The 22498-nt window shown below is 71.4% G+C and carries 18 protein-coding genes; 12 read left to right on the top strand and 6 right to left on the bottom strand.

The window, feature by feature from the left end; genetic code table 11:
- The first annotated feature begins 69 nt into the window (after positions 1-69).
- Positions 70-3504, top strand: coding sequence for an immune inhibitor A domain-containing protein (locus ACIPY5_RS19110; protein ID WP_309339707.1), 3435 nt, complete (start codon positions 70-72; stop codon positions 3502-3504).
- A gap of 212 nt (positions 3505-3716) precedes the next feature.
- On the top strand, positions 3717-5654 hold the full coding sequence (locus tag ACIPY5_RS19105) for a potassium transporter Kup (RefSeq protein ID WP_400973620.1): 1938 nt from the start codon (positions 3717-3719) through the stop codon (positions 5652-5654).
- 69 nt (positions 5655-5723) lie between these two features.
- Here ACIPY5_RS19105 and ACIPY5_RS19100 read toward each other — a convergent pair whose 3' ends face one another.
- Together ACIPY5_RS19100 and ACIPY5_RS19095 are read right to left on the bottom strand one after the other, a co-directional pair.
- Positions 5724-6137 (bottom strand): RidA family protein, encoded by a 414-nt coding sequence (locus ACIPY5_RS19100; RefSeq protein ID WP_309339711.1) that lies wholly within the window; start codon positions 6135-6137, stop codon positions 5724-5726.
- On the bottom strand, positions 6134-6907 hold the full coding sequence (locus ACIPY5_RS19095; protein WP_309339713.1) for an IclR family transcriptional regulator: 774 nt from the start codon (positions 6905-6907) through the stop codon (positions 6134-6136). The genes ACIPY5_RS19100 and ACIPY5_RS19095 overlap by 4 nt, the downstream gene beginning before the upstream one ends.
- A 120-nt stretch (positions 6908-7027) precedes the next feature.
- On the opposite strand from ACIPY5_RS19095, the gene ACIPY5_RS19090 reads away from it, so the two are divergent.
- From ACIPY5_RS19090 to ACIPY5_RS19080, 3 genes are read left to right on the top strand one after another with little or no spacing between them, the layout of a single operon-like run.
- Positions 7028-8332, top strand: a complete 1305-nt coding sequence (locus ACIPY5_RS19090) for an alanine racemase (RefSeq protein ID WP_400973616.1) — start codon at positions 7028-7030, stop codon at positions 8330-8332.
- 2 nt (positions 8333-8334) lie between these two features.
- Positions 8335-9957, top strand: coding sequence for an amidohydrolase family protein (locus tag ACIPY5_RS19085; RefSeq protein WP_400973613.1), 1623 nt, complete (start codon positions 8335-8337; stop codon positions 9955-9957).
- A complete protein-coding gene (locus ACIPY5_RS19080) occupies positions 9954-10610 on the top strand; it encodes a bifunctional 4-hydroxy-2-oxoglutarate aldolase/2-dehydro-3-deoxy-phosphogluconate aldolase (RefSeq protein ID WP_400973610.1) in 657 nt (218 codons plus the stop codon). The genes ACIPY5_RS19085 and ACIPY5_RS19080 overlap by 4 nt, the downstream gene beginning before the upstream one ends.
- Before the next feature lie 61 nt (positions 10611-10671).
- On the opposite strand, the gene ACIPY5_RS19075 is transcribed toward ACIPY5_RS19080, so the two are convergent.
- Positions 10672-12303: a beta-N-acetylhexosaminidase gene (locus ACIPY5_RS19075; RefSeq protein WP_400973607.1), complete on the bottom strand. Its 1632-nt coding sequence runs from the start codon at positions 12301-12303 to the stop codon at positions 10672-10674.
- 149 nt (positions 12304-12452) lie between these two features.
- Here ACIPY5_RS19075 and ACIPY5_RS19070 point away from each other — a divergent pair, with 149 nt between their 5' ends.
- From ACIPY5_RS19070 to ACIPY5_RS19050, 5 genes are all read left to right on the top strand, one after another.
- The gene (locus ACIPY5_RS19070) at positions 12453-13088 is read left to right on the top strand and encodes a LysE family translocator (RefSeq protein WP_400973604.1); all 636 of its coding nucleotides are present in this window, start codon (positions 12453-12455) and stop codon (positions 13086-13088) included.
- A 269-nt stretch (positions 13089-13357) separates the two neighbouring features.
- Positions 13358-14824, top strand: coding sequence for an APC family permease (locus ACIPY5_RS19065; protein WP_309339724.1), 1467 nt, complete (start codon positions 13358-13360; stop codon positions 14822-14824).
- Between the two features lie 300 nt (positions 14825-15124).
- A complete protein-coding gene (locus tag ACIPY5_RS19060; RefSeq protein ID WP_400973600.1) occupies positions 15125-15967 on the top strand; it encodes a hypothetical protein in 843 nt (280 codons plus the stop codon).
- A gap of 126 nt (positions 15968-16093) precedes the next feature.
- Entirely contained in the window at positions 16094-16315 is a 222-nt protein-coding gene (locus ACIPY5_RS19055) for a hypothetical protein (protein WP_400973597.1), read from the top strand.
- 49 nt (positions 16316-16364) lie between these two features.
- Positions 16365-17432, top strand: coding sequence for a hypothetical protein (locus ACIPY5_RS19050; protein ID WP_400973595.1), 1068 nt, complete (start codon positions 16365-16367; stop codon positions 17430-17432).
- A gap of 116 nt (positions 17433-17548) precedes the next feature.
- Here the strand turns inward: ACIPY5_RS19050 and ACIPY5_RS19045 are convergent, their stop codons facing one another.
- The 3 genes from ACIPY5_RS19045 to ACIPY5_RS19035 all read right to left on the bottom strand — a co-directional run bounded on the left by ACIPY5_RS19045 (position 17549) and on the right by ACIPY5_RS19035 (position 19517).
- On the bottom strand, positions 17549-18118 hold the full coding sequence (locus ACIPY5_RS19045; RefSeq protein WP_400973592.1) for a copper resistance protein CopC: 570 nt from the start codon (positions 18116-18118) through the stop codon (positions 17549-17551).
- Positions 18115-18837, bottom strand: coding sequence for a YcnI family protein (locus ACIPY5_RS19040; protein WP_400973589.1), 723 nt, complete (start codon positions 18835-18837; stop codon positions 18115-18117). Before ACIPY5_RS19040 ends, ACIPY5_RS19045 begins: the two co-directional genes overlap by 4 nt.
- 80 nt (positions 18838-18917) lie before the next feature.
- Positions 18918-19517 (bottom strand): hypothetical protein, encoded by a 600-nt coding sequence (locus tag ACIPY5_RS19035; RefSeq protein WP_400973586.1) that lies wholly within the window; start codon positions 19515-19517, stop codon positions 18918-18920.
- A gap of 165 nt (positions 19518-19682) precedes the next feature.
- Between ACIPY5_RS19035 and tyrS the strand changes: the two genes are divergently transcribed.
- Entirely contained in the window at positions 19683-20984 is a 1302-nt protein-coding gene (gene tyrS / locus ACIPY5_RS19030; RefSeq protein WP_400973583.1) for a tyrosine--tRNA ligase, read from the top strand.
- Positions 20985-21202: 218 nt separating this feature from the next.
- The gene (locus ACIPY5_RS19025) at positions 21203-21991 is read left to right on the top strand and encodes a DUF4184 family protein (RefSeq protein WP_400973581.1); all 789 of its coding nucleotides are present in this window, start codon (positions 21203-21205) and stop codon (positions 21989-21991) included.
- Positions 21992-22498: the final 507 nt, after the last annotated feature.

Here is a 22498-nt window from a genome sequence, read left to right as displayed (position 1 = left end):
GTGCCAGATCGGCGCACGACGGACGCGTCGCCACGGAAACCGTCGTGGCGACGCCTGGAGGGAGAATCGATGTCAGAGAAGACCGCCCGCGCACGACGACGTGCAGCGGCGACGACTTCGGCGTTCATGCTCGCCGCCGCAGGGGTGGCGGCGTTCGGGGCCGCGCCGGCGAGTGCCGCGCCCCCGAGTGCGGCACCACCGAGCGCCCAGGTGGCCGGCACGAGTCCCGGAACCGCCTCGGGCGGCACCGCGGGCAAGAGCGGTGCCAGCGATCACTACATCAACTACGTGGCTCCTCGGGCGGAGGCTTTCACCGACGCGTCCGACGACCAGGCGGTCGCCGATCTGGGCGGTGGCGCCAGCGCGCGGAAGGCGATCAGCGACGCCGCGTTCGAGCGCGCCAAGGAGAACGACCAGAAGCACGCACAGGGCAACCCTGTCGCAGCCGAGCAGCTGGCCAAGACCGAGGCCCAGGCGGTGCAGACCGGCGAGAGCCCCAAGAACCTCAAGCACGCCGACAGCACCCAGAAGGCGAAGCTCCTGACCATCCTCGTCGAGTTCGACGGCACCGAGGACTTCTCGGGCCTGCAGGTGCCGACCGCATTCGGGGCGACGGACTGCAAGCCGGGCGACGTGCAGGGACCGACGCTGCACAACAACATCCCGGATCCCGCGGGCGCGGCCCACAAGGACAACAACACCATGTGGGTCCCGGACTTCTCGAGCGACTTCTACAACAGGATGCTCTTCTCCGACGAGGGCATCACCGAGCGGGTACGCACGGACCTGACGGGGCTGGATGGCCAGCCCGGCTTCGACATCTCCGGTCACACCATGAAGAAGATGTACGAGGAGATGTCGCGCGGCGCCTACTCGCTCTCCGGCGAGGCCACCGCCTGGGTCAAGGTCCCGCACTCCGAGGGGTACTACGGCGCCACGGTCTGCCACCTCAACCCCGCGACGAACAAATACGAGGCGGGACCCATGCAGGACATGCAGGGCCACCCCGACAACCCGCTCGGTCCCGGCCAGCTGCCGATCGACGCGGTGGCGGCGCTCGCGCAGCAGAACCCGGACTTCCCGTGGGCCGACTACGACATCGAGGACCAGGGCGACCGTGACGGCGACGGCAACCTCCACGAGCCTGATGGCATCATCGACCACGTCGTGCTCGTGCACGCGGGCGAGGACAAGTCCGGCGGCGGCGGCAAGGAGGGCACCTACGCGGTCTGGGCGCACTCGTCCGACGTCGCGGGCGGAGCCACGATCCCCGGCACGGACTTCAAGATCCAGAACTACATCGTCCAGCCGGAGAACTCCGGCGTCGGGGTGTTCGCGCACGAGTACGGTCATGACCTGGGTCTTCCGGATCTGTACGACACGTCCAACGCGGGCAACTCCGACATCGACTTCTGGGATCTGATGAGCTCGGGGTCGCACTCGGGCCCGATCTTCCAGTCGATGCCGACGCACATGGGCATCTGGGACAAGTGGGTGCTCGGGTGGGTCGACCCGCTCGAGATCAACCCGGGCGACGGCACCAAGACCATCAAGGTCGGCCAGGCCTCCCGGCCTGCAAACGGCACCGAGGACGGTGTCAAGATCAACCTGCCGGACAAGCGGATCACTCTCGCCGAGCCGCACAGCGGATCGGAGATGTGGTACTCGAACGCCGACCAGGACTGGGCGGACGCGCAGCTGAAGCGTTCGATCGACAACGTGCCGGCCGGCGCGACGTTCTCGATGTGGAACAACTACGTCATCGAGGAGGACTGGGACTTCGGCTTCGTCGAGGTGTCGACCGACGGCGGATCCACCTGGACTGAGCAGAAGGTCTATGACGAGTCCGGTGCGCTGGTCTCGACGGACGACGGCTACAGCGACCCGAACGGGCGGATGAAGGACTTCGGCAACAAGAAGTACGGTCTGACCGGATCCACGGACGGCTGGCGTCACGATCACATCGACCTGTCGGCGTACGCCGGCCAGAACATCCAGGTGCGGCTGCGCCAGGCGACCGACGCGGCCTACGAGGATCGCGGCTGGTTCTCCGACGACTTCGCCCTGACGGCCGGCGGCGCCGACGTCTGGACCGATGACGTGGAGTCCGGCGACAACGGCTGGACCGTGACCGCGGGCACGTTCACCGACACCACGGGTGCGGGCTGGGTGCGCGACACCGGCACACAGGTCAAGGCGCAGTACTACCTGGTCGAGTGGCGCAACTTCGACGGCTTCGACGAGGGCCTGAGGTACGGCTACACGACGGTGTACAGCGACGCCGGATGGAAGGTCGAGAAGGTCCCGTACAACGCGCCCGGCGCGCTGGTCTGGTACCGGGACACGGCCTACGGCGACTCCAACCAGGTCACCTCGAACCTGACCAATCTGCCGAGCTACGGTGCGAAGGGCGGCCTGCTCCTGGTGGACAGCCACTTCGACCCGCTGCGTCGCACAGGAGCGGCGGCCGAGATGGACCCGTCCGTGACGAAGAACATCTCCAGTCGCGCGCAGTCGTCCAACGCCGCGTTCGGTCTCACGCCCACCCTGCCGTTCAAGGACTGCCTGGTGGACGCGAAGTTCAACGAGGCCTGCACCGACTTCGCGGCCCAGGCGCCGGTGAAGTCCTTCACCGACGACCAGGGCTGGGTGGCCGGCCTTGAGGTCCGCGACGGTCAGCTGTTCAACCGTCTGCGCGACGCCTCGGTGGTCGTGCCCTCGGTCGACGGCGCGCCGTACAGCACCCGCGTCGTCAACCCGGACGGCACCCCGGCGACCGATCTGTACGGTCACGACCTCGGGTTCACCACGCTCGGCACCGGCAACCCCGCGGACGCGGGCGTCGGATACGGCACCGTGGTCACCGTGAAGAAGTCGCTGCAGAACAACACGGCGGCGCTCCTCACCGTCCGCGCTCCGCTCTCCGAGAACCCGGCGAAGCCGGACGCGCCGGCGATCACGTCGCCGGCGAACGGGGCGAAGCTCGACACGGCGCCGACCGCGGTGAGCGGCACCGGGGTCCCCGGCGCGGACGTCGTGGTCACTCTCGACGGCGTGCAGGGCGCGGCCAAGGCCGCTGCCCCCGCTGCCGCCAAGGCCGAGGCCCCCGCGGCCGAGGCTGCGGAGCCGACGGTCGTGGGCGACGACGGCACCTGGTCGGTCGCGCTGCCGAGCACGGTCGCCGTGGGATCGCACACGATCTCCGCGGTGCAGACCTACGGCGGCGTCAGCAGCGACGCCTCGGAGAGCACGTTCGTCGTGGCCGATGCCGTGACCCCGACCCCGACCCCGACGCCGACCACTCCGGGCGGCGACCCCGGCACGAGCGGCAACGGCAACGGGAGCAGCAAGGGCAACCTGGCCGCCACCGGTCTGAACGGCGACGCGCTGCTGACGACCGGCATCATCGGCGGGGCGCTCGTGCTGCTCGCGACCGCATTCCTGGTGATGTCCCGCCGGCGCCGGCGCCTTCAGGGCGACACGACGGCCGATCCTCTGGGCTGATCGAGCCGGCAGCGATGCCCGGAGCGCCGGTCCCGATGTCCGCATCGGGGCCGGCGCTCCGTCGTCCGCACCGGCATGCGGCTCGCCGCTCCGGCATGCGGCTCGCCGCTCCGGCGCCCGTGAGGATCCCGTGAGGGTCGCTGCGGCACGCGGTGTGAGGATTCCGTGAGGGGCGCCCGGTGGCGCGGGAATCCGGCCCTAGGCTTCGTCCTGTGAGCAGTCAGTCCGTCATCGGCGCGAAGAGCGCAGCACCCGCGAGGAGCCCCCTCCGGCTCGCGCTCATCGTGGGCGCCCTCGGCGTCGTCTTCGGCGACATCGGCACCAGCCCGATCTACACCCTGCAGACCGTCTTCAATCCGGACGATCCGCACCCGATCCCGCTCACGACGGACAACCTGTACGGGGTCGTCTCGCTCATCGTGTGGTCGGTCATCCTCATCGTCACGATCACCTACGTGCTGCTCGCGATGCGGATGGACAACGACGGCGAGGGCGGCATCATGGCGCTGCTGACCCTGCTGCGCCGCTGGGCGCCGAAGGGGCGCACGCGCACCGTGGCCGTCCTGTCCGGACTCGCCGTGCTGGGGGCCGCGCTGTTCCTCGGCGACAGCATGATCACCCCCGCCATCTCGGTGCTCTCCGCGGTCGAGGGGTTGAAGACCATCAATCCGGGTCTGGACGAGTGGATCGTCCCCATCACCGCGACGATCCTGCTGATCCTCTTCCTGATCCAGAAGCTCGGCAGTTCCGTCGTCGGCCGGCTGTTCGGGCCGATCATGGCGATCTGGTTCGTGGTCGTGGGGGTGCTGGGCCTCGGCGGCATCCTGCACGACCCGCAGATCCTGCTCGCCCTGCTGCCCACCTACGCGATCAGCTTCATGGTCGGTCACTTCCACATCGCGTTCTTCGCGCTCGCCGCGGTCGTCCTGTCGGTCACCGGCGCCGAGGCGCTCTACGCCGACATGGGGCACTTCGGTCGCAAGCCGATCTCGATCGCGTGGCTGTTCCTGGTGTTCCCCGCGCTGGCGCTCACCTACCTCGGCCAGGGGGCGCTGCTGCTGGAGGACAAGGCGAACATGTCGGCGCCGTTCTTCCTGCTCGCGCCGGAATGGGGCAGGATCGCGCTCGTGATCCTCGCGACGGCGGCCACCGTGATCGCCTCGCAGTCCGTGATCTCCGGCGCCTTCTCGGTGGCGGCCCAGGCGTCGGGGCTGGGCTACCTGCCGAGGCTGCGCGTCACGCACACCTCGTCCGAGACGCACGGCCAGATCTACGTCCCGTGGATCAACTGGCTGCTCATGGTCTCGGTCATCACCCTGGTGTTCGTCTTCCGCAGCTCCGCGTCCCTCGCGTTCGCCTATGGGATGGCGGTCATCGGCACCATCACGATCACGACGCTGCTGTTCTTCTATCTGGCCCGGCGGCGCTGGAAGATCCCGGGCTGGATCCTCGCGATCGGCGCGGTGATCCTGCTCACGGTCGACCTGCTGTTCCTCGCGGCCAACGCCACCAAGTTCGTGCACGGCGCCTGGCTGCCGCTCGCGATCGGTCTCGCCGCGTTCATCGTCATGACGACCTGGCAGCGCGGGCGCGCGCTCATCACGGCGCGCCGCACCGAGGCGGAGGGATCCCTCGCCGAGTTCGTGAGCACGCTGCGCACGCACCCGAAGCTCATCGACCGCGTGCCGGGAACGGCCATCTTCCTCAACCCCGGCGGCACCACGACGCCGCTCGCGCTGCGCGCCAACGTCGAGCACAACCACGTGCGTCACGCCAGGGTGATCATCCTGTCCGTGGACATCCAGAACGTGCCCAGGGTCCCGCAGACGAAGCGCTGCACGGTCGACGATCTGGGGGATCCCACCGACGGCATCCTCTACATCTCCGCGAAGTTCGGCTATGCCGAGAAGCCGGATCTGCCGCGTGCGCTGCGCAGCATCCCCCCGCACAAGACGCAGGGCTGGCTCGACCTGGACAACGCCACGTACTTCCTGTCGAAGATCGAGCTGCGCGAGGGGCGCAGAGGCGGCATGGCGCGCTGGCGCAAGCGGCTGTTCCTGGCGGCCTCGCACATCACGACGGACGCCAGCGACCACTTCGGCCTGCCGCGCGACCGCGTGATCGTGATGGGTTCCCAGATCGAGCTGTGAGACGGATCCGGTCCCCCGAGAAGACCCCCGGGGGACCGGATGCCGGAGGCGGGCGTCAGAGCCCGCGGCTCAGCCGACGACGGCGAGCGCGTCGATCTCGACGAGCATCTCCTCGCGGGGCAGACCCGTGAACACCGTGGTGCGCGAGGGCAGGACGCCGCTCGGGGTGTGCTTCGTGACGAACTCCCCGTAGGCGTCGTTCATGATCGCGAAGTCCTCGCGCTTGGTCAGGTACACGCGCAGCATCACGACGTCGTCGAAGGTCGCGCCAGAGGCCTCGACGATCGCGCGCACGTTCTCGAGGGTGCGGATGGTCTGCGCGGCGACATCGCCCGGGAAGAGGTACTCGCTCGTCGCCGGATCCACCGGGCCCTGGCCGGACACCTGCACGATCGGGCCCTTGCGGACCCCCTGGGAGAACACGTGCGCGGGCGCGGGGGCGTCGGTGGTGAGCACGCGGGTCTTCGGGGTCTGCTCGGTCATGGTCGTTCCTCTCGGTCGGCGGCCGGACGCGGTGCCCAGCCCAGGTCTGCGGATGCCGCCTGCGTCGCCTCGACGAGCTGCGGCAGCAGCGCCAGGACCTCGTGGGCGGGCAGCGACATGGTCGGCACCGACACGGACGCCGCGGCGACCACGGCGCCGCTGCCGTCACGGATGGGCGCGGCGATGCAGTTGATGAAGCTCTCGTGCTCGCCGCTGTCGCGCGCGAAGTCGTCGGCGCGCACGCGCTCGAGCTCGGCGAGGAAGTCCGCCGGGTTCGCGATCGTGCGCTCGGTGTACGGCACGTAGTCGATGCCCTCCGCGATCGCGCGTCGCGCGGAGACCGGCAGATCGGCGAGCAGGACCTTCGCCACCGCCGTGCTGTGCAGCGGGGCGCGCAGGCCCACACGCGAGTACATCCGGATGCCTGTGCGCGCCTCGAGCTTGTCGATGTAGACGACATCGCCCGACTCGTAGGCCGCCAGGTGCACGGTCTGCCCCGTGCGATCGTTGAGCCGCTCGAGATGCGGGCGGGCCACCTCGCGCACGTCGCGCTGGGCGAGCGCGGCGCCGGCGAGGTCGAACAGCCGACTCCCGAGCCGGTAGCGGTGCTGTGCGTCGTGCGTCACGAAGCGCTGCGCCTCGAGCGTCTGTAGCAGGCGCAGCACGGTCGACTTGTGCACGCCGAGCCGTTCGGCGCACTCGTCGAGGGTGCGCGCCCCGTCCTCCAGGGCGATGAGCAGGTCCAGCGCGCGGGTCACGGTCTGGTTCATCGGAACTCCTCCGGGGTCGCGGCTGAGACGTCGGACGCGGGCATGGATCGAGAATATCCACCGGCGCAATCCGATGCAACGCCGATTGCATCGAACGCAACACGACGGCATCATGGAGGGGTGGAGACGTCTTCGAGTGGTGCCCGCCCGCTGTCCGTGCAGGACAAGTCCTTCCCGCCGTCCGCGCACGGCCGCACGAGGGACCAGTTCCTGGCGACGCGGCCCGCGCGCTCCGACTTCGCCACGCCGCTGCTCACGCTGGACGCGGGGGCGATAGCGCACAACGTCGCGCGCATGGCCGACTGGGCGCAGGAGGCCGGCGTGCTGCTGGCGCCGCACGGCAAGACGACGATGGCCCCCGCCCTCTGGCGGCAGCTGCTCGACGACCGGCCGCGGGGCGCCGGCGCGTGGGGCCTCACCCTCGCCACGCCGTGGCAGGCGCAGGTCGCCCGCGCCCACGGCGTGCGTCGCATCCTCATCGCGAACGAGGTCGTGGATCCGATCGGCCTGCGCTGGATCGCGGACGAGCTGGCCGCGCACTCGGACGTCGAGCTCCTGAGCTGGGCGGACGGCGTCGACGTCGTCCGCGCGATGGAGGCGGCCCTGGGCGGGGGAGCGCCGCGGCCGCTCCGCGTGCTCGTGGAACTCGGCGGCGCCGGCGGGCGCACGGGCGCCCGCGATCGCGCCACTGCACGTGCGATCGCCGAGGCCATCGCGGCCTCGCCCGTCCTCGAGCTGGCCGGCGTCGGCGGCTACGAGGGCGCCCTCGCGCACGATGCCGGAGACGCCGCGATCGCCCGGGTCGACGCGTATCTCGCCGACCTCGCCGACCTCCACCGCGAACTGGCCGATGCCGGACTGTATCCGGAGGGCGTGCGCCCCGTGGTCACCGCGGGAGGGAGCGCCTACTTCGACCGCGTCGGCGCCGTGCTGCCCCCGCTGTGCCCCGACGCGGATGTCGTGGTGCGCTCCGGCGCGTTCCAGATCCATGACGACGGCTTCTATGCGGGGATCAGCCCGATGGGCCGCACGATCGGCGATGTGCCGTTCCGGTCGGCGATGCACGTGTGGGCGCGGGTGCTGTCGCGGCCCGAGCCGGGCCTCGCGCTGCTGGACTGCGGTCGCCGCGACGCCTCGTTCGACGAGGGCCTCCCGGTCGCCCAGCGCCTCGCCGGACGTCCCGAGGACGACGGCGCGCTCGCGGGCAGCCAGGTGTCCGCGCTCAACGACCAGCACCTATTCCTCCGACTCGGCGACGAGGCCGTCGCCTCCGGTGCCGCCGCACGGCTGCAGGTGGGCGACGTCGTGCGGCTCGGCCTCTCGCACCCCTGCACGGCGCTCGACAAGTGGCGCCTGATCCCCGTCGTGGCCGACGCCGATGCGCCGGATCCCCTCGTCGTCGACGCCGTGGAGACCGTGTTCTGAGCATGGCCGCCGACGCCTCCGCACCGACCCTCCTCCGCCGCGCGACCGTCGTCGACGGGACCGGATCCCCCCGCCGTGCCGCCGACGTCCTGCTGCACGGCGACCGCATCCGCGCGATCGCCCCGGCGACTGCCCTGACCGCGGACGAGGGCGCCGACGTCTGGGACGCCGACGGGCTCGTGCTCGCCCCCGGCTTCATCGACATGCATGCGCACTCCGACCTCGCGGTGCTCGCCGACCCCTCGCACCTCGCGAAGGTCGGACAGGGGATCACGACCGAGGTCATCGGCCAGGACGGCATCGGCTACGCGCCCGTCGACGACGGGATCCTCGACGGCGTGCGCCGCCAGATCGCCGGCTGGAACGGGCACGCGGAGCTCGCGATCGACTGGCGCGACATGGCGGGCTACCTCGACCGGCTCGCGCAGGGCACCGCGACCAACACCGCAGTCCTCGTGCCGCAGGGCAACCTGCGGCTGCTGACCGTCGGATCCGGCAGCCGCGCGGCGACGGGATCCGAGATCGCCGACATGCGCGCGATCCTCGCCGATTCGCTCTCGGCCGGGGCGGTCGGGCTCTCCAGCGGCCTCACCTATGTGCCGGGGATGTACGCCGACACCGCGGAGCTCACGGCGCTCTGCGAGGTGGTGGCGGAGCACGGTGGGTTCTACGCCCCGCACACCCGGTCCTACGGCGCGGGGGCGATCGACGCCTACGCGGAGGTCATCGGCATCGCCCGGGAGACCGGCTGCGCGCTGCACCTCGCGCACGCGACGCTCAACTTCGCGCCGAACGCGGGCGCCGCCCCGCGGTTCCTCGAGCTCATCGACCAGGCGCTCGCCGACGGCGTCGACATCACCATGGACAGCTATCCGTACCTGCCGGGCGCGACCACGCTCGTGGCCCTCCTGCCCAGCTGGATCGCCGCCGGAGGGCTCGACACCCTGCGGGACCGCCTCGCGGCGGGCGCCGACCGCGACGCCCTGGTGCAGGCCCTCGACGTGGACGGCTGCGACGGCTTCCACGGCGAGCGCGCGGACTGGACGCTGATCCAGATCTCGGGCGTCGGGCGCCCCGAGCTCGCCGGCCTCGTCGGCCGCACGATCGCCGAGATCGCCGCGTCGACAGGGGAGGAGCCGGTGGACGCCGTCATCCGCATCCTCCTCGCCGACGAGTTCGCGACCGGCGTGCTCATGCACATCGGGCACGAGGACAACGTGCAGGCCATCATGCGCCACCCGCGGCACACCGGCGGCAGCGACGGGATCCTCATCGGCGACCGCCCGCATCCGCGCTCCTGGGGCACCTTCCCTCGCTACCTCGCGCGCTACGTGCGCGAGCTCGGCGTGCTGACGCTCGAGGAGGCGGTCCGCCACCTCAGCGCCACCCCGGCCCGGCGGCTGCGCCTGGCCGATCGAGGCCTCGTGCGCGAGGGGTTCGCGGCGGATCTGGTGCTCTTCGATCCCGAGCGCATCCAGGACCGCGCGACGTTCGAGCAGCCGCGCCGGACGGCGGAGGGCATGGCCGGCGTGTGGGTCAACGGCCGTCTCGCGATCCGGGACGGCGAACGCACGGAGAGCGTGTCGGGCCGGAGCCTGCGCGCGACGAAGGAGGGGACGCGATGAGCGCCGAGATCGACAACGACACCACTGCGACCGACGACGTGATGGCACTGCTGCGCCGGGACGCGGCGCTCGCGCTGCCGCGACTCGCGCGCATCCCGGATCCGCGGCCGCTGCTCGCGGCGCTCGCCACGGGCGGGATCCACGTCGTCGAGTTCGCGTTCACGACCCCAGGGGTCACCGAGCTCATCGCCGCGAGCGCGGACGCCCCCGGAGTGCGCGTCGGCGCGGGCACCGTCACGACCGCGGCCGAGGCGCGGGACGCGATCTCCGCCGGGGCCGCGTTCCTGGTGACGCCGGCCGTGATCGCCGAGGTGGCCGAGGTCGCGGCGGCGCACGACGTGCCCGTGATCATGGGGGCCTTCACGCCGACCGAGGCTCTCACCGCCTCCCGGCTCGGGGCCGCCGCCGTGAAGATCTTCCCCGCCGAGACCGTGGGCGCCGGGTACTTCCGGCACCTTGCCGGACCGTTCCCGCAGCTGCCCCTGGTCGCCTCGGGCGGACTGCACGAGGGCAATGCGGCGGACTACCTGCGCGCGGGCGCGATCGCGGTGACGGCCGGATCGAGCGTCGTCTCGGCCGCCGACGTCGCTGCGGGCGACTGGTCCGCGGTCACGGCGAAGGCTCGGGCCTTCCTCGCTGCCGCCCGCGGCTGACGCGCCTCGCCGCCGCGCAGCCGACGCGCGGCGGCGGCGCCTCCGTCCGCGGAGGCCGTGCCTACTCCAGGTTCGCGGTGAGCCGGGCGATCTCGGCGGCGCGCTCCGCACGGTCGAAGGTCTTGCCCGGCACGCCGGGGATCCGCTGCCACGGGCGGGGGCCGGCCTCCGGGCGGTACTCGATCCCGGCCGCGTCCAGACGGGCGAGATGCCCTTCGAGCCGATCGGCGAACGAGCCGACCGCATCCGGATCCTGCCCGCTCCACAGCGCCTCCGCGAGGCCGCACAGCCGGGGGAAGAGCTGGTAGTCGCGGCGGCGGGCGGAGTCGACGTGCTCGGCCCACAGGTTCGCCTGCCCGCCCAGGATGCGCCCGTGATGCGCGGTCTCGAGCGCCTCGGGGATCGGATCGAAGGCCCGCACATGCGCGACCGTCGTCACGAGTCCGGTCGGGACGGGCTCGTCGGGGGAGTCGGACTGCCGGTAGTCGAGGTACACGGTGTCCTCCGGGCACATCACGACATCGGATCCGCGCCGCGCCGCGATCACCGCGCCCGCCGTGCCGCGCCAGGAGGCGACCGTCGCGCCGGTGACCGTGCCGCCCTCGAGGATCTCGTCCCAGCCGTACAGGCGGCGGCCCCGCGAGCGGACGTGCTCGTCGATGCGGGCGATGAACCAGCTCTGCAGCTCGTCCTCCGTGGCGAGACCGCGTTCGCGCATGAGCTCCTGCGTGCGGGCGTCGGCGCGCCACTCGTCCTTGCGGCACTCGTCCCCGCCGATGCCGATGACCTCGGAGGGGAAGATCTCGATGATCTCGTCGAGCACGTCGCAGAAGAAGGCGACCGTCGACTCCTCGACGTTGAGCGCGTGCGGGTTGATGCCCCATCCGGTCCACGGATCGAGCGGCTCGGCGACCAGGCCCAGCTGCGGATAGGCCGCGATCGCCGCCTGCACATGCCCCGGAAGCTCGATCTCCGGCACCACGGTGATCCCGCGCGCGGCGGCGTAGGCGACGATCTCGCGCAGGTCGTCCTGGGCGTAGAAGCCTCCGTGCGGCCTGCCGTCCTGCGCGGATCCGGGCCCGGACCCGCGCTGGGAGGACGGACGCCAGCCGCCGACCTCCGTCAGTAGCGGGTACTTGCGGATCTGGGCGCGCCAGCCCTGGTCGTCGGTGAGGTGCAGGTGCAGCACGTTGAGCCGGTGCATCGCGAGCTGGTCGATGACGCGCAGCACCTCGGCCGTCGGCGCGAAGTGCCGCGCGACGTCGAGCATGAGGCCGCGCCAGCGGTATCGCGGGGCGTCCTCGATGCGCACCGCGGGCACGTTCACCGCCGCCTCGGGGGCGATCGGCGCTCGCCGGTAGGCGCGAGGAGGCAGCAGCTGCAGGAGCGTCTGCACCGCGGAGTGGGCACCTCGGACGTCGGCGGCCGTGATCCGGATGCCGCCCTCGTCCACCGCGAGCGTGTAGGCCTCCTCCGCGAGGAGCGGGTCGGCGGCGAAGGCGATGGCGGCGCCCTCGTCATCGGCGGACGCATCCTGTGCGAGCGACAGGCCGAGCCCCGCCCGCAGCGCCTCCTGCAGCCGCTCCGCCGCCGCGCGCAGGGGCTCGGCGACGCGGATCCGGGCGGCGGCGGAGAGCCGGAACGCGCCGGATCCGGCCTCGACGCGGGACGGCTGGGGCAGAAGGTTCAGCACGACGACTCCTCGATCTCGTTGCGCCATACGCAACAGCATTTGCGTGACGTGGAACCAGCCTATTCCCCCGTCCGTCCCGGCGCGAGGGTGCCTGCACGGACGGGAGCGCGGCGGCCCGCACCGTCGGTCGCGGGCGCTACCTTCGTCCTATGACGCTCGCCCAGGCCCTGTTCTCGTTCGCGCTCGTCGTCGGCCTGCTCACGATCATCCCGGGCCTCGATACGGCGCTCGTGATCCGCGGCACCATCACCCGGGGGCGGGGCTACGGCTTCGCCGCGCTGCTCGGGATCCAGGTCGGAACGCTCGTCTGGGGCGCCGCGGCGGCCACGGGCGCGGCGGCCCTCCTGGCCGCGAGCGAGGTGGGCTACCGCGTGCTCTCCTATGCGGGCGCCGCCTACCTGGTGTATCTCGGCGCGACGATGATCGCGAAGACCTTCCGCCGCGGGTGGGATCCGACTGTCGAGGCCGTCGCCCCCTCCCGCCGCGGTGCGCGCAGCGGCTTCCTGCTCGGCCTCGTCACGAACATCACGAATCCGAAGGTCGGCGTCTTCTACATGGCGACGATCCCGCAGTTCGTCCCGGCCGGCCAGTCCCCGCTCCTCGTCGGGCTGCTGCTCGCGGCCGTGCACTGCGTGCTCGGCACGGTCTGGCTCGGCGCGCTGATCCTGGGTGCGAACCGGCTCGCGCCGAAACTCCGCTCCGCCCGCGTGATCCGCTGGATGGACCGGATCACCGGGGGCGTGCTGATGCTGTTCGGGGCGCGCCTCGCGCTCGACGTGCGCTAGCCGGAGTGCCTGTCGCCCTGGTCGGACCCGGGTCCGACCGGGGAATGGTGACCGCCCCTTCGCATCCCGTATCAGCGGCGTCGATTCCGCAACGGAAACCTATGCGTTAGATGTCAGTTTCCGCGGGAATCCGCGTCATTTCGCGCCCCTTCGCCCCGCTGCGGAAACCGTGGGCGAAATCATCGGATCCGGCTCTGGTGGCGGGGGGATCCGCGGTGCTAGCGTCCCTCTGTCATCCCCCACACCCGACGATGAGACAGGGGAACAGAGTGACTCAGAATCCGCTCGAGACGGACACGTCTCTGCAACGCGCGATCGACTATCAGGAGCATGCGCTCCAGGCCGGTGGCGTCTCCAAAGCGGGCTCGACGCTGATGGCCGTCGCGGGCAGCGCGCCCGCGTACTCGATCGCCGCGAGCACCGCTCTCCTGATCGGCGCCGCGGGCGTCGGCGCCCCCGCCGCGCTCCTGTGGTGCGGCATCCCGATGCTCGGCATCGCATTCGCATTCAGCCACCTCGCGAGGGTGGACAGCCATGCCGGCGCGTCCTTCTCCTGGGTCGCCCGCGGCCTGCACCCGATCCTCGGCTTCTTCGCCGGGTGGGCGCTGGTGATCTCGGCGACGGTGTTCATGGTCGCGGGAGCCCTGCCCGCCGGACAGATGACCGTCGCCCTGTTCGCCCCCGACCAGGCGAACAACACGCTGCTCGTGACGCTGGTCGGATCCGTCTGGTTCCTCGTGATGGCGGCGGCCGTGGTCTTCGGCGTGCATACGACGGAGCGCGCGCAGTGGATCATGTCGGTGGTCGAGGTCGGGATCCTGGTGGTGTTCGCCGCCATCGCGATCCCGCGTGCGATCTCGACGTATCACCACGGCGAGACGTTCTCGTGGGACTGGTTCGGCTTCGGGCATCTGACGACCGCCGGCGTCTTCGTCTCCGCCGCGCTGATCGCGGCCTTCTACTACTGGGGCTGGGACGTCACCGCGAACCTCGGCGAGGAGACCAAGAACGCGCACAAGACCACGGGCCTGGCCGGGATCCTGGGCATCGTGATCGTCTTCATCCTGTTCGAGATCTACACGACCACGACCCTCGTGATGCTCCCGGGCAAGACCATCGAGGCCAACAGCGGCAACGTGCTGAGCGTGCTGGGCGATGCGATCATGCCCGGCATCGGCGGCAAGATCCTCATCATCGCGGTGGCGCTCTCCACGATCGCGACGCTCGAGACCACGCTCGTGCAGGTGAGCCGGACGCTGTTCGCGATGGGGCGCGACCGCACGATCCCGTTCGCCTTCGGCCGGATCAACCGCAGGTGGAAGACGCCGGTCTTCGCGACCCTCGTCGTGGTCGTCGTCTCCCTGCTGCTGTTCGTGCTCGCGAACGTGTTCGGCGACAGCGTGGGCCAGATCCTCGGCTGGGCGGTGTCGTCGATCGGCCTGCAGATCGCGTTCTACTACTCGCTCGCCGGTCTCGCCGTGGTGATCGGCTTCCGGAAGGTGATCTTCAAATCCGTGAAGAACACGATCCTGATCGGCATCTGGCCCCTGGTCGGAGCGCTGTTCATGATGTACATCTTCTTCACGTCCATCCCGAACAACGAGCCCGTCGTGAACATCCTCGGTCTCGGCCTGATCGCGATCGGGGTGGTGCCGCTCGCACTCTTCTACCGCAAGGCGAAGGACGCCTACTTCTCCCGGCGTCCGCTCGAGGTCCCGGAGGACTTCTCGGCGTGAACGGATCCGTCACGGAGCGGGGCGGGCGTTCGCGTCCGCCCCGCTCCGCGTCGTGACGGCCGCGGCAGAAGGCGCGCTCGCCCCTTCCTCGCCCTCGGTCGCCCCGGTTCGGGCGCGCCGCAGGGGCCTCCCCCTCGGTCGCCCCGGGTTCGGGCGCGCCGCAGGGGCCTCCCGGATTGTCGGTGGTCCGCGGGAGGATGGGTACATGCCCACGATCCCTCTCGCCCCCGTGCCGGCGTCCGCGCCTCGCGCGGCGCCGCGCCCGGTCGTGGCGGGCGACGAGCGGAAGGCGGTGCGGTCATGATCCTCGCCGGGCTCATCCTGCTCTCGGTCGGGCTCGCCGACGTGCTGCGACGCTTCCTGCGCGGTCGCGCGCTGTGGGCCGGGATCGCGGTCGCCGGCGTCCTCGTCCTGGTGCTCGCGGCCCTGGGCGGCGCCTATCTCCACGCCGTCGCCGGGCTCGTGGTCGCCGCGCTGTGGGTATGGCTGCTCCCGCTCGACGGACGGCCACGGCTGTCGTTCTGGCCGGCGGTGCTGCTGGCCGTCCTCGTGGTCGCGCTCGTCGCCCTGATGCCGGCCCGCGTGATGACGGGGCTCTTCGCCGGGCGCTGGCTGGCGACGCCGTTCGGGCCGATCGGGTTCGACCTGCTCGTGCTCGGCCTCGGCGTCTTCGCCGTGCTGCTCGAGACCGGCAACGTGATCGTTCGCGCGGCGCTGCTGGGCGAGCGGGCGGAGATCCCCGAGGACGTGGCGCCGGAGCGCGAAGCCGCCGGTGCCGGTGCGGGCGCCGGTGGGGCTGTTGTGACGGGGCTCGTCCCCGTGCCGCCGGGTGCGGTCGACCCCGGAACCCCCACCGCGCCCGAACCCACTCCGCCGATGCCCGCGGCGGATCACGGCTTCCGCGGCGGACGCCTGATCGGCCCGCTCGAACGCGTGCTCGTGCTCCTCCTCACACTGTTCGCGGCCTATCCGCTGCTCGCGGCGATGCTCGCGGCGAAGGGGATCGTGCGATTCCCGGAGATCTCCCGGGACGGCGTCAACGGCGGCCGCGCGGAGTACTTCCTCGTCGGCAGCCTGGTCAGCTGGGTCGTGGCGCTCGGCGGCGCGCTGCTGCTGTGGTGGGCTGCGCGCGCCGGATTCTGAGCGACGCCGCTCGCCGCCCGAGTCGCCACAGGGTTGCCGTGGGCGCGCGGCGCGGGGATCCTTGTCCTGAGGGGACGCCGCTGCGGCGCCGCCCCCGATCGCACGAACGCTCCGGCAGGAGGATCCATGGACGAGCAGCCGCGGTTCACACTGGACAGCACCCTCGGCGAGATCCTCGACGACCCCCAGGCGAGGGCCGTGCTGGACGAGATCGTGCCCGGCGTCTCGACGCACTCCCTCGTCTTCCTCGCGCGCGGGATCACCCTGTCCGACGGCGCCGCACGACTCGGCTCGATCGAGCCGGAGCGTCTCGCCGAGCTCGACGCGCGACTGCGCGCGCTCGGGTAGCGCGGTCCGGGGCCACGACGGCGCCCGCGCGCTCCCTAGACTGACCGGGATGTCCGAGCACCCCGTCCCGCGTTCGACGCACCACACGGTTCACTCCGTGGCGCCTGCGGATCCGGAGCCGGTGAACCCCGAGCCGGGGCCGCTCTGGCGGCGGATCCTGCACCTGCCGTTGTTCTGGGCGCTGGTGTGCGGTGCCCTGGCCGTCCCGGGGTACCTCGGCGGCCGTCTCGAGCTCCTTCCGTTCCTCCTCACACTGGTGGGCGGCTGGCTCTGCGGCTTCTCGTTCGTGAACGCGACCCTGCGGACCCCGGGTCGGCGCGGGCTCATCGTGCACGTCGTCGGCGCGGTGGGAGCAGGGCTGCTGCTGTGGCTCCTGGCCGAAGGGGTCCCCGCGCTGCTGGCGCCCAAGCCCAACCCCGCACGCGCACTCCTCGCGGTGCTGCAGATGGCGGCGGTGCCGGCCGCCGGCTGGGTGTGGCTGGGGCTGATCAGCCGGCTCACGGCGATGATCGGCGCGCGGGACGCCGCGAAGGCGCCGCAGGCTCCGCAGTGGGAGCCCGCGGAGCGAGGATCCATCGCACGCTTTCGCGGGGTGCCGCTCACCACGAGAGCGCTCGTGTTCTGGTGCGTCCTCACCGCGGCCGTCGTGGCGATCCTGGTCATGGTGGTCGTGATCGCGTCGGGCGGAACGATCCTGAACGTCGGGCCGAAGGTCTTCCTCCTGCTGTACGTCGCGGTGCCGGGTCTCCCCGCCTATCTGCTGATGTCCTGGCTCCTGCGCCGACGTGCGGTCGCCTGCGCGGTGCGCTTCGACGCGGATCGCCTGCGGATCGAGGTCGACGGCGCCGAGCAGCGGATCCGCTACCGCGAGCTCGAGCGACTGGTCTGGCGCGCGGAGGGGGACTTCGCCCGGATCGAGGCGCGCGGATCCGGCGTCGAGGTGGCGATCATCGCCGGGATCGCCCGCAAGCCCGGCGGTACGCCGGCCGCGCTGCCCACCCTGTCGCGCAGAGTGGTGCGCCTCCTGGAGGACGCCGGACTCACGTCACGGACCCTGCGCGGAGGGCGGGCGCTGGTCTTCGAGCGCGTGCCCGCGGTGCCGGCCTCGCGTCGCTGACGGGGTCGCCCCTCGGGTGTTCGAGCGGTGCCTGGGTCGAGAGCGCGGTCAGGCCCGAAACGACGGAACGCGGTGCTCCCGGAGGGGCACCGCGTTCCGCTTCGGTCAGGGTGTGTTCAGTTCTTGCGGCCGCGGGCGAGAGCCCAGGCGCCCACGCCGACGCCGATGAGCACGACGGCGCCGATGCCGAGTCCGATCCACAGACCCGGGTCGGCACCGCCCGCTGCGGGCGCCTCGGTGGTCGCCGTCGCGGCAGGACCGCAGACGGGCTTCACGGATCCGGCCGCCGCGGGCGTCGCGGTGCCGTCCGGCGCGTACGCGAAGGTGTAACTGCCCGAGATGGGATGCCCGTCGGAGGACACCACGCGCCAGAGCACTTCGTAGGTGCCGGCGCCTCCGAGCGCGACGGGCGAGGACACCACGGGTCCGTTCAGATCGGGGCACGCCGTCTCGTAGTACTTCTTGTCGGGCCCCATCACCTGGATGATCGTCGCCCCCTCGGTCCCGAGAGGATCCGCGCTGAACGTGAGCGCGACCGACGACAGGCTCTTCACGGTCGACCCCTTGGCCGGGTCCGTGTTCTCGAGCGTGTCATGCGCACTCGCCGCCGTGGCTCCGGCGGTGGCGAGGACGAGCCCGACCCCGAGGGACGCGGCGAGTGCGGTGAGACGGTGACGCAGGGTCATGCGTCCGCCTTCTTCCGGCGTCCCAGGGCGAAGCCGCCCAGCAGCGCACCGCCCGCCGCGACCACGAGCGCGGCGATGCTGAGGCCGAGGGCGAGGCCGCCCTGGCCGTTCGCGGGCGCTTCCGCCGCGGCCGCCGGTGCGGTCGTCGCGGTGGCGCCGCCGTGGTGGTCGGCCGGAGGAGCGTCGTTCACCCACACCACGGGGGCGGGTTCGAGGGTGTCGTCCTTGGCGGCCTCCTCGGGCGTCGCCGACCATTCCACGACCTTGCCGTCGGAGTAGGTCTGCGTCGCGGGGATCACGATGCGGCCCGTGTCGGGCACCGGTCCGAGCGAGAGCGTGAAGGTCTGGAACTGTCCCGGGGCGACGCCGCCGGCGTCGGCGGTGAAGGTGACCTCCGTGGTGGCCTCGCTGATCGTGTTCCCCTCGACCTTGACCGGCTTGGGCAGGGCGGTCTTGGTCGCCGCTCCCGTCCAGCCGGCGGTGGGCTGGTAGCTGACACTCGTGAACGGGGTGTCGGCGGGCAGGTGGATCTCGAGCTTGACGGTGCTGGCGGTCGTGGACTCGTTCGGAACACGGAAGGTGACGTAGGTCCAGGATCCGGCCTCGGCCTGGTTCGGGGTCGCGGTCACGTGCGCCGAGGCGGCGAGCGGGGCGGCGAGGGCGAGGACGGCGCCGGCGGCGAGGCCGGCGAGGACGCGGGAAGCAGTGGTCTTGCGCATGGATTCGTTCTTTCTGAGGTCGTGTGTGTGCACCGCGGGCGCGCGGCGAGCGGCCCGGCAGAGGTGCGGGTGAAGGGAGGTCAGGCCGCGAGCGGCGGACCCCTCCTCGACACGACGGTGAGGACGAAGAGAGAGCCGAGCGGCTGAGCGGCGGCGCGCGGTGCGGCGGGAACACGATGCGCCGGAGCCGGCGGCGCGGTGAGCAGCCGGGCGACGAGGTTCCAGCCGCTGAGCTCGAGCAGCGCGCGCAGCGCCTGCTCGCCGCGGCCCAGGGCCAGGACGGTGAGGACGGCGGCGATCGCGTGCGCGACCCACATCGCGGGCTGCAGGTGCAGGGCGTGCCCGGCGTCGACCGCCGTGGTGCCGAGGGCGCCGGCCAGCTCCGCGCCGTGCAGGTGCCCGGCGGCGACCTCGGATCCGGATCCGGATCCCACGCCGATCAGCAGCAGCCCGTGGAACGCGATTTGGCTCAGGCCCACCGCGAGCGACAGGCGGGCCCAGCTCAGCGTCCGCCCGGCCAGCGCGATGCAGACGGGCGCCGCGAACAGCAGTGCGAGCACGATCCCGATCAGCGGGGCGGGCTCGCCGTCGGCGGTGGAGTGCGAGACGGAGGCCACGAACGTCGCGACCAGGGCGGCGATGAGGCCCCGGACCGTGCGTCCCGCGCGCGTTCCCAACACGCCCCCCACTGTATCCGCCCCCTTCTTGACCGCGAGACTCCAACTGGGCGACGAGACTGCGGTTGCGGAGCGCAGTCTCGTCGCGGAGATGGAGTCTCGCGGGGAAGGGGAGGAGCAGAGGCGGGCGCGGCGGGAGGGCGGGAGCGGCGCTGGTAGCCTGATCCGGTGTCGAACCCCACCCTGACGACCGCGACACCGGCCATCGACCCCACGTTCGAGAACGTGTGGGATGAGCTGGTCTGGCGCGGACTCGTCCACGTGTCCACGGATCCGGAGGCGCTGCGCGCCCTTCTCGCAGGACCCGCGATCACGTATTACTGCGGCTTCGACCCGACCGCACCGAGCCTGCACCTCGGCAACCTCGTGCAGCTGCTCACGCTGCGCCGCATCCAGCTCGCCGGGCACAAGCCGCTCGGACTCGTGGGCGGATCCACGGGCCTCATCGGCGACCCCCGCCCGACGGCCGAGCGCACGCTGAACACGCGCGAGACCGTCGAGGACTGGGTCGGGCGCCTGCGCGCGCAGGTCGAGCGCTACCTCAGCTTCGAGGGCGACAACGCGGCGCGGATCGTGAACAACCTCGACTGGACCGCGCCGATGAGCGCGATCGACTTCCTGCGCGAGATCGGCAAGCACTACCGCGTCGGCACCATGCTGAAGAAGGATGCGGTCGCCGCGCGCCTGAACTCCGACGCGGGCATCAGCTACACGGAGTTCAGCTACCAGATCCTGCAGGGCCTGGACTACCTCGAGCTGCACCGTCAGTACGACTGCGTGCTGCAGACCGGCGGATCCGACCAGTGGGGCAACCTCACCAGCGGCACGGATCTCATCCACCGCGTCGAGGGCGCCTCGGTGCACGCGATCGGCACGCCGCTGATCACGAACAGCGACGGCACCAAGTTCGGCAAGAGCGAGGGCAATGCGATCTGGCTCGACGCCGAGATGTGCAGCCCGTACCGGATGTACCAGTTCTGGCTGAGCACCGCGGATGCCGACGTGGTCGACCGGCTCAAGGTCTTCACCTTCCTCAGCCGCGCCGAGATCGAGGAGTACGCGGCTCTCGTCGAGTCCGAGCCCTTCCGCCGTGCCGCGCAGAAGCGCCTCGCCCTCGAGGTCGTCGCCACGGTGCACGGCGTCGACGCGACCGCCGCGGTGATCGCCGCGTCCGAGGCGCTGTTCGGGCAGGGCGACCTGTCCGCGCTCGACGCCGCGACGCTGCGCACCGCGCTCGAGGAGCTGCCGAACGCGCAGGTCTCCGCCGGATCCACCGTCGTCGACGCGCTCGTCGCGACCGGGCTGGTCTCCAGCGCCTCCGAGGCCCGGCGCGCCATCGCGCAGGGCGGGGTCTCGGTGGACGGCGAGCGGGTGGAGTCCGACGACGCGACCGTGCCGCTCGGCCTGCCCGGCGGAGTCTCGGTGCTGCGCCGCGGCAAGAAGACGCTCGCCGGTCTGCTCCCCGCCTGACCTTCGCGGACCGGATCCGCCCGGCTTGTTCGCGGACCGGATCCGCCTGGTCTTTACGTGGACCCGATCCGCCGACGCCCCCTCTGACTGTCCACGCCCCCTCTGGGGGTGCGTAAGTCGGAGGGGGCGTCGATCTTTCGGAGGGGCGTCGACGTGGATGGGCCGGCTACCGCGACGTCTCCCGGGAACCTGGGATCCGGCCCGGGTACGGTCGGACCATGCCGTTCACGCCGAGTCACGCGATCGTCGCCCTGCCGTTCGTCCGTACGCCGCTCGTGCCTGCGGCGATCGCGATCGGCGCGATGGCGCCGGACCTGCCCCTGTTCACGCGCGGACTGATCGTCGACTACTCGGTGACGCACGATCTGCGCTGGCTGCCGGTCACCGTGCTGCTGTCGCTGGCGCTGCTCCTCCTCTGGCGGATGGTGCTGCGGCCGGCCTGCCGGCTGCTCGCGCCGCGCTTCCTCGGCGCGCGCCTTCCACAGGAGTGGGACCGAGGCCCGCGCGCCGTGCTGGCCGAGACCTTCGGAACCGTCGCGCGTGCGCTCCTCCTCGTGCTCGCTCTCGCGCTCGGCGTGGTGACGCATGTCCTCTGGGACGCGTTCACGCACGAGGGGAGGGCGGGCCTCTCTCTGATCCCCGCCCTGGACGAGCAGTGGGGGCCGCTCCTCGGATACAAGTGGCTGCAGTACGGATCGGGGATCGGCGGACTGCTCGTGCTCGCGATCGCCGGTGCGCTCTGGCTGCGCCGCCGCACGCCGGGACCGGTGGATCCGGCGCCGCTCGGGATCCGAATGAGCTGGTGGCTGTCGCTCCCCGTGATGCTGATCCTGGCCGTCGCCCTCGGGTTCGCCGCGTACGGGCCGCTCACCGAGGAGTTCACCGTTCGGCACCTCGCCTATCGGACGCTTCCGCTCGCCTGCGGGGTCTGGGGCGTCCTGACCCTCGGGCTGATCCTGGTGATGCGGTTCGCGCCCGCGTGGCGTTCGGCGTCGCGGGGTGCATGAATCCGCGGTGACCGGCCGCGGAACGGTGCGCGACACGCCCGAGTGGGCGCCCCGATTTGCCGGACCACCCGGATCCACGTAAGTTATTACCTGTTCGCCCCAAGCGGTAGAGCGAAGGGCCGGAAGGCCTGACTCCCCAAGCGACGAACACCACCCACCTTCTTCTTCGGAAGTCGGTTCCTCTTCGCAGGTTCTCCCTGCGGCGGGGTCAAGCGCGTGCGCTTGAGAGGGTGACCGTCCGCCAGGAACGTCGATTTGACAAGCTGGCCGGGAGGGATAAGCTAGAGAAGTTGCCTCGGAAACGAGATAACGGATCCGGTTCTGAACCTCACGGCGTGTCGATTTGACAGCCTGAGCGAGACGGATAAGATAGAGAAGTTGCCCTGAAGGGAAGGCCGAGAGGCCGGAACGCAGGAGCATCCGATCCTTGAGAACTCAACAGCGTGCACTTGTCAAATGCCAATTTATTCCTCGTCCAGCTTTCGGGCTGGTTGAGAAATTCCTTTG

Origin of the sequence: Microbacterium sp. NPDC089698, assembly GCF_044749045.1 — a bacterium.
Lineage (GTDB): Bacteria > Actinomycetota > Actinomycetes > Actinomycetales > Microbacteriaceae > Microbacterium.
This window is presented reverse-complemented; position numbering and strand designations above follow the sequence as displayed.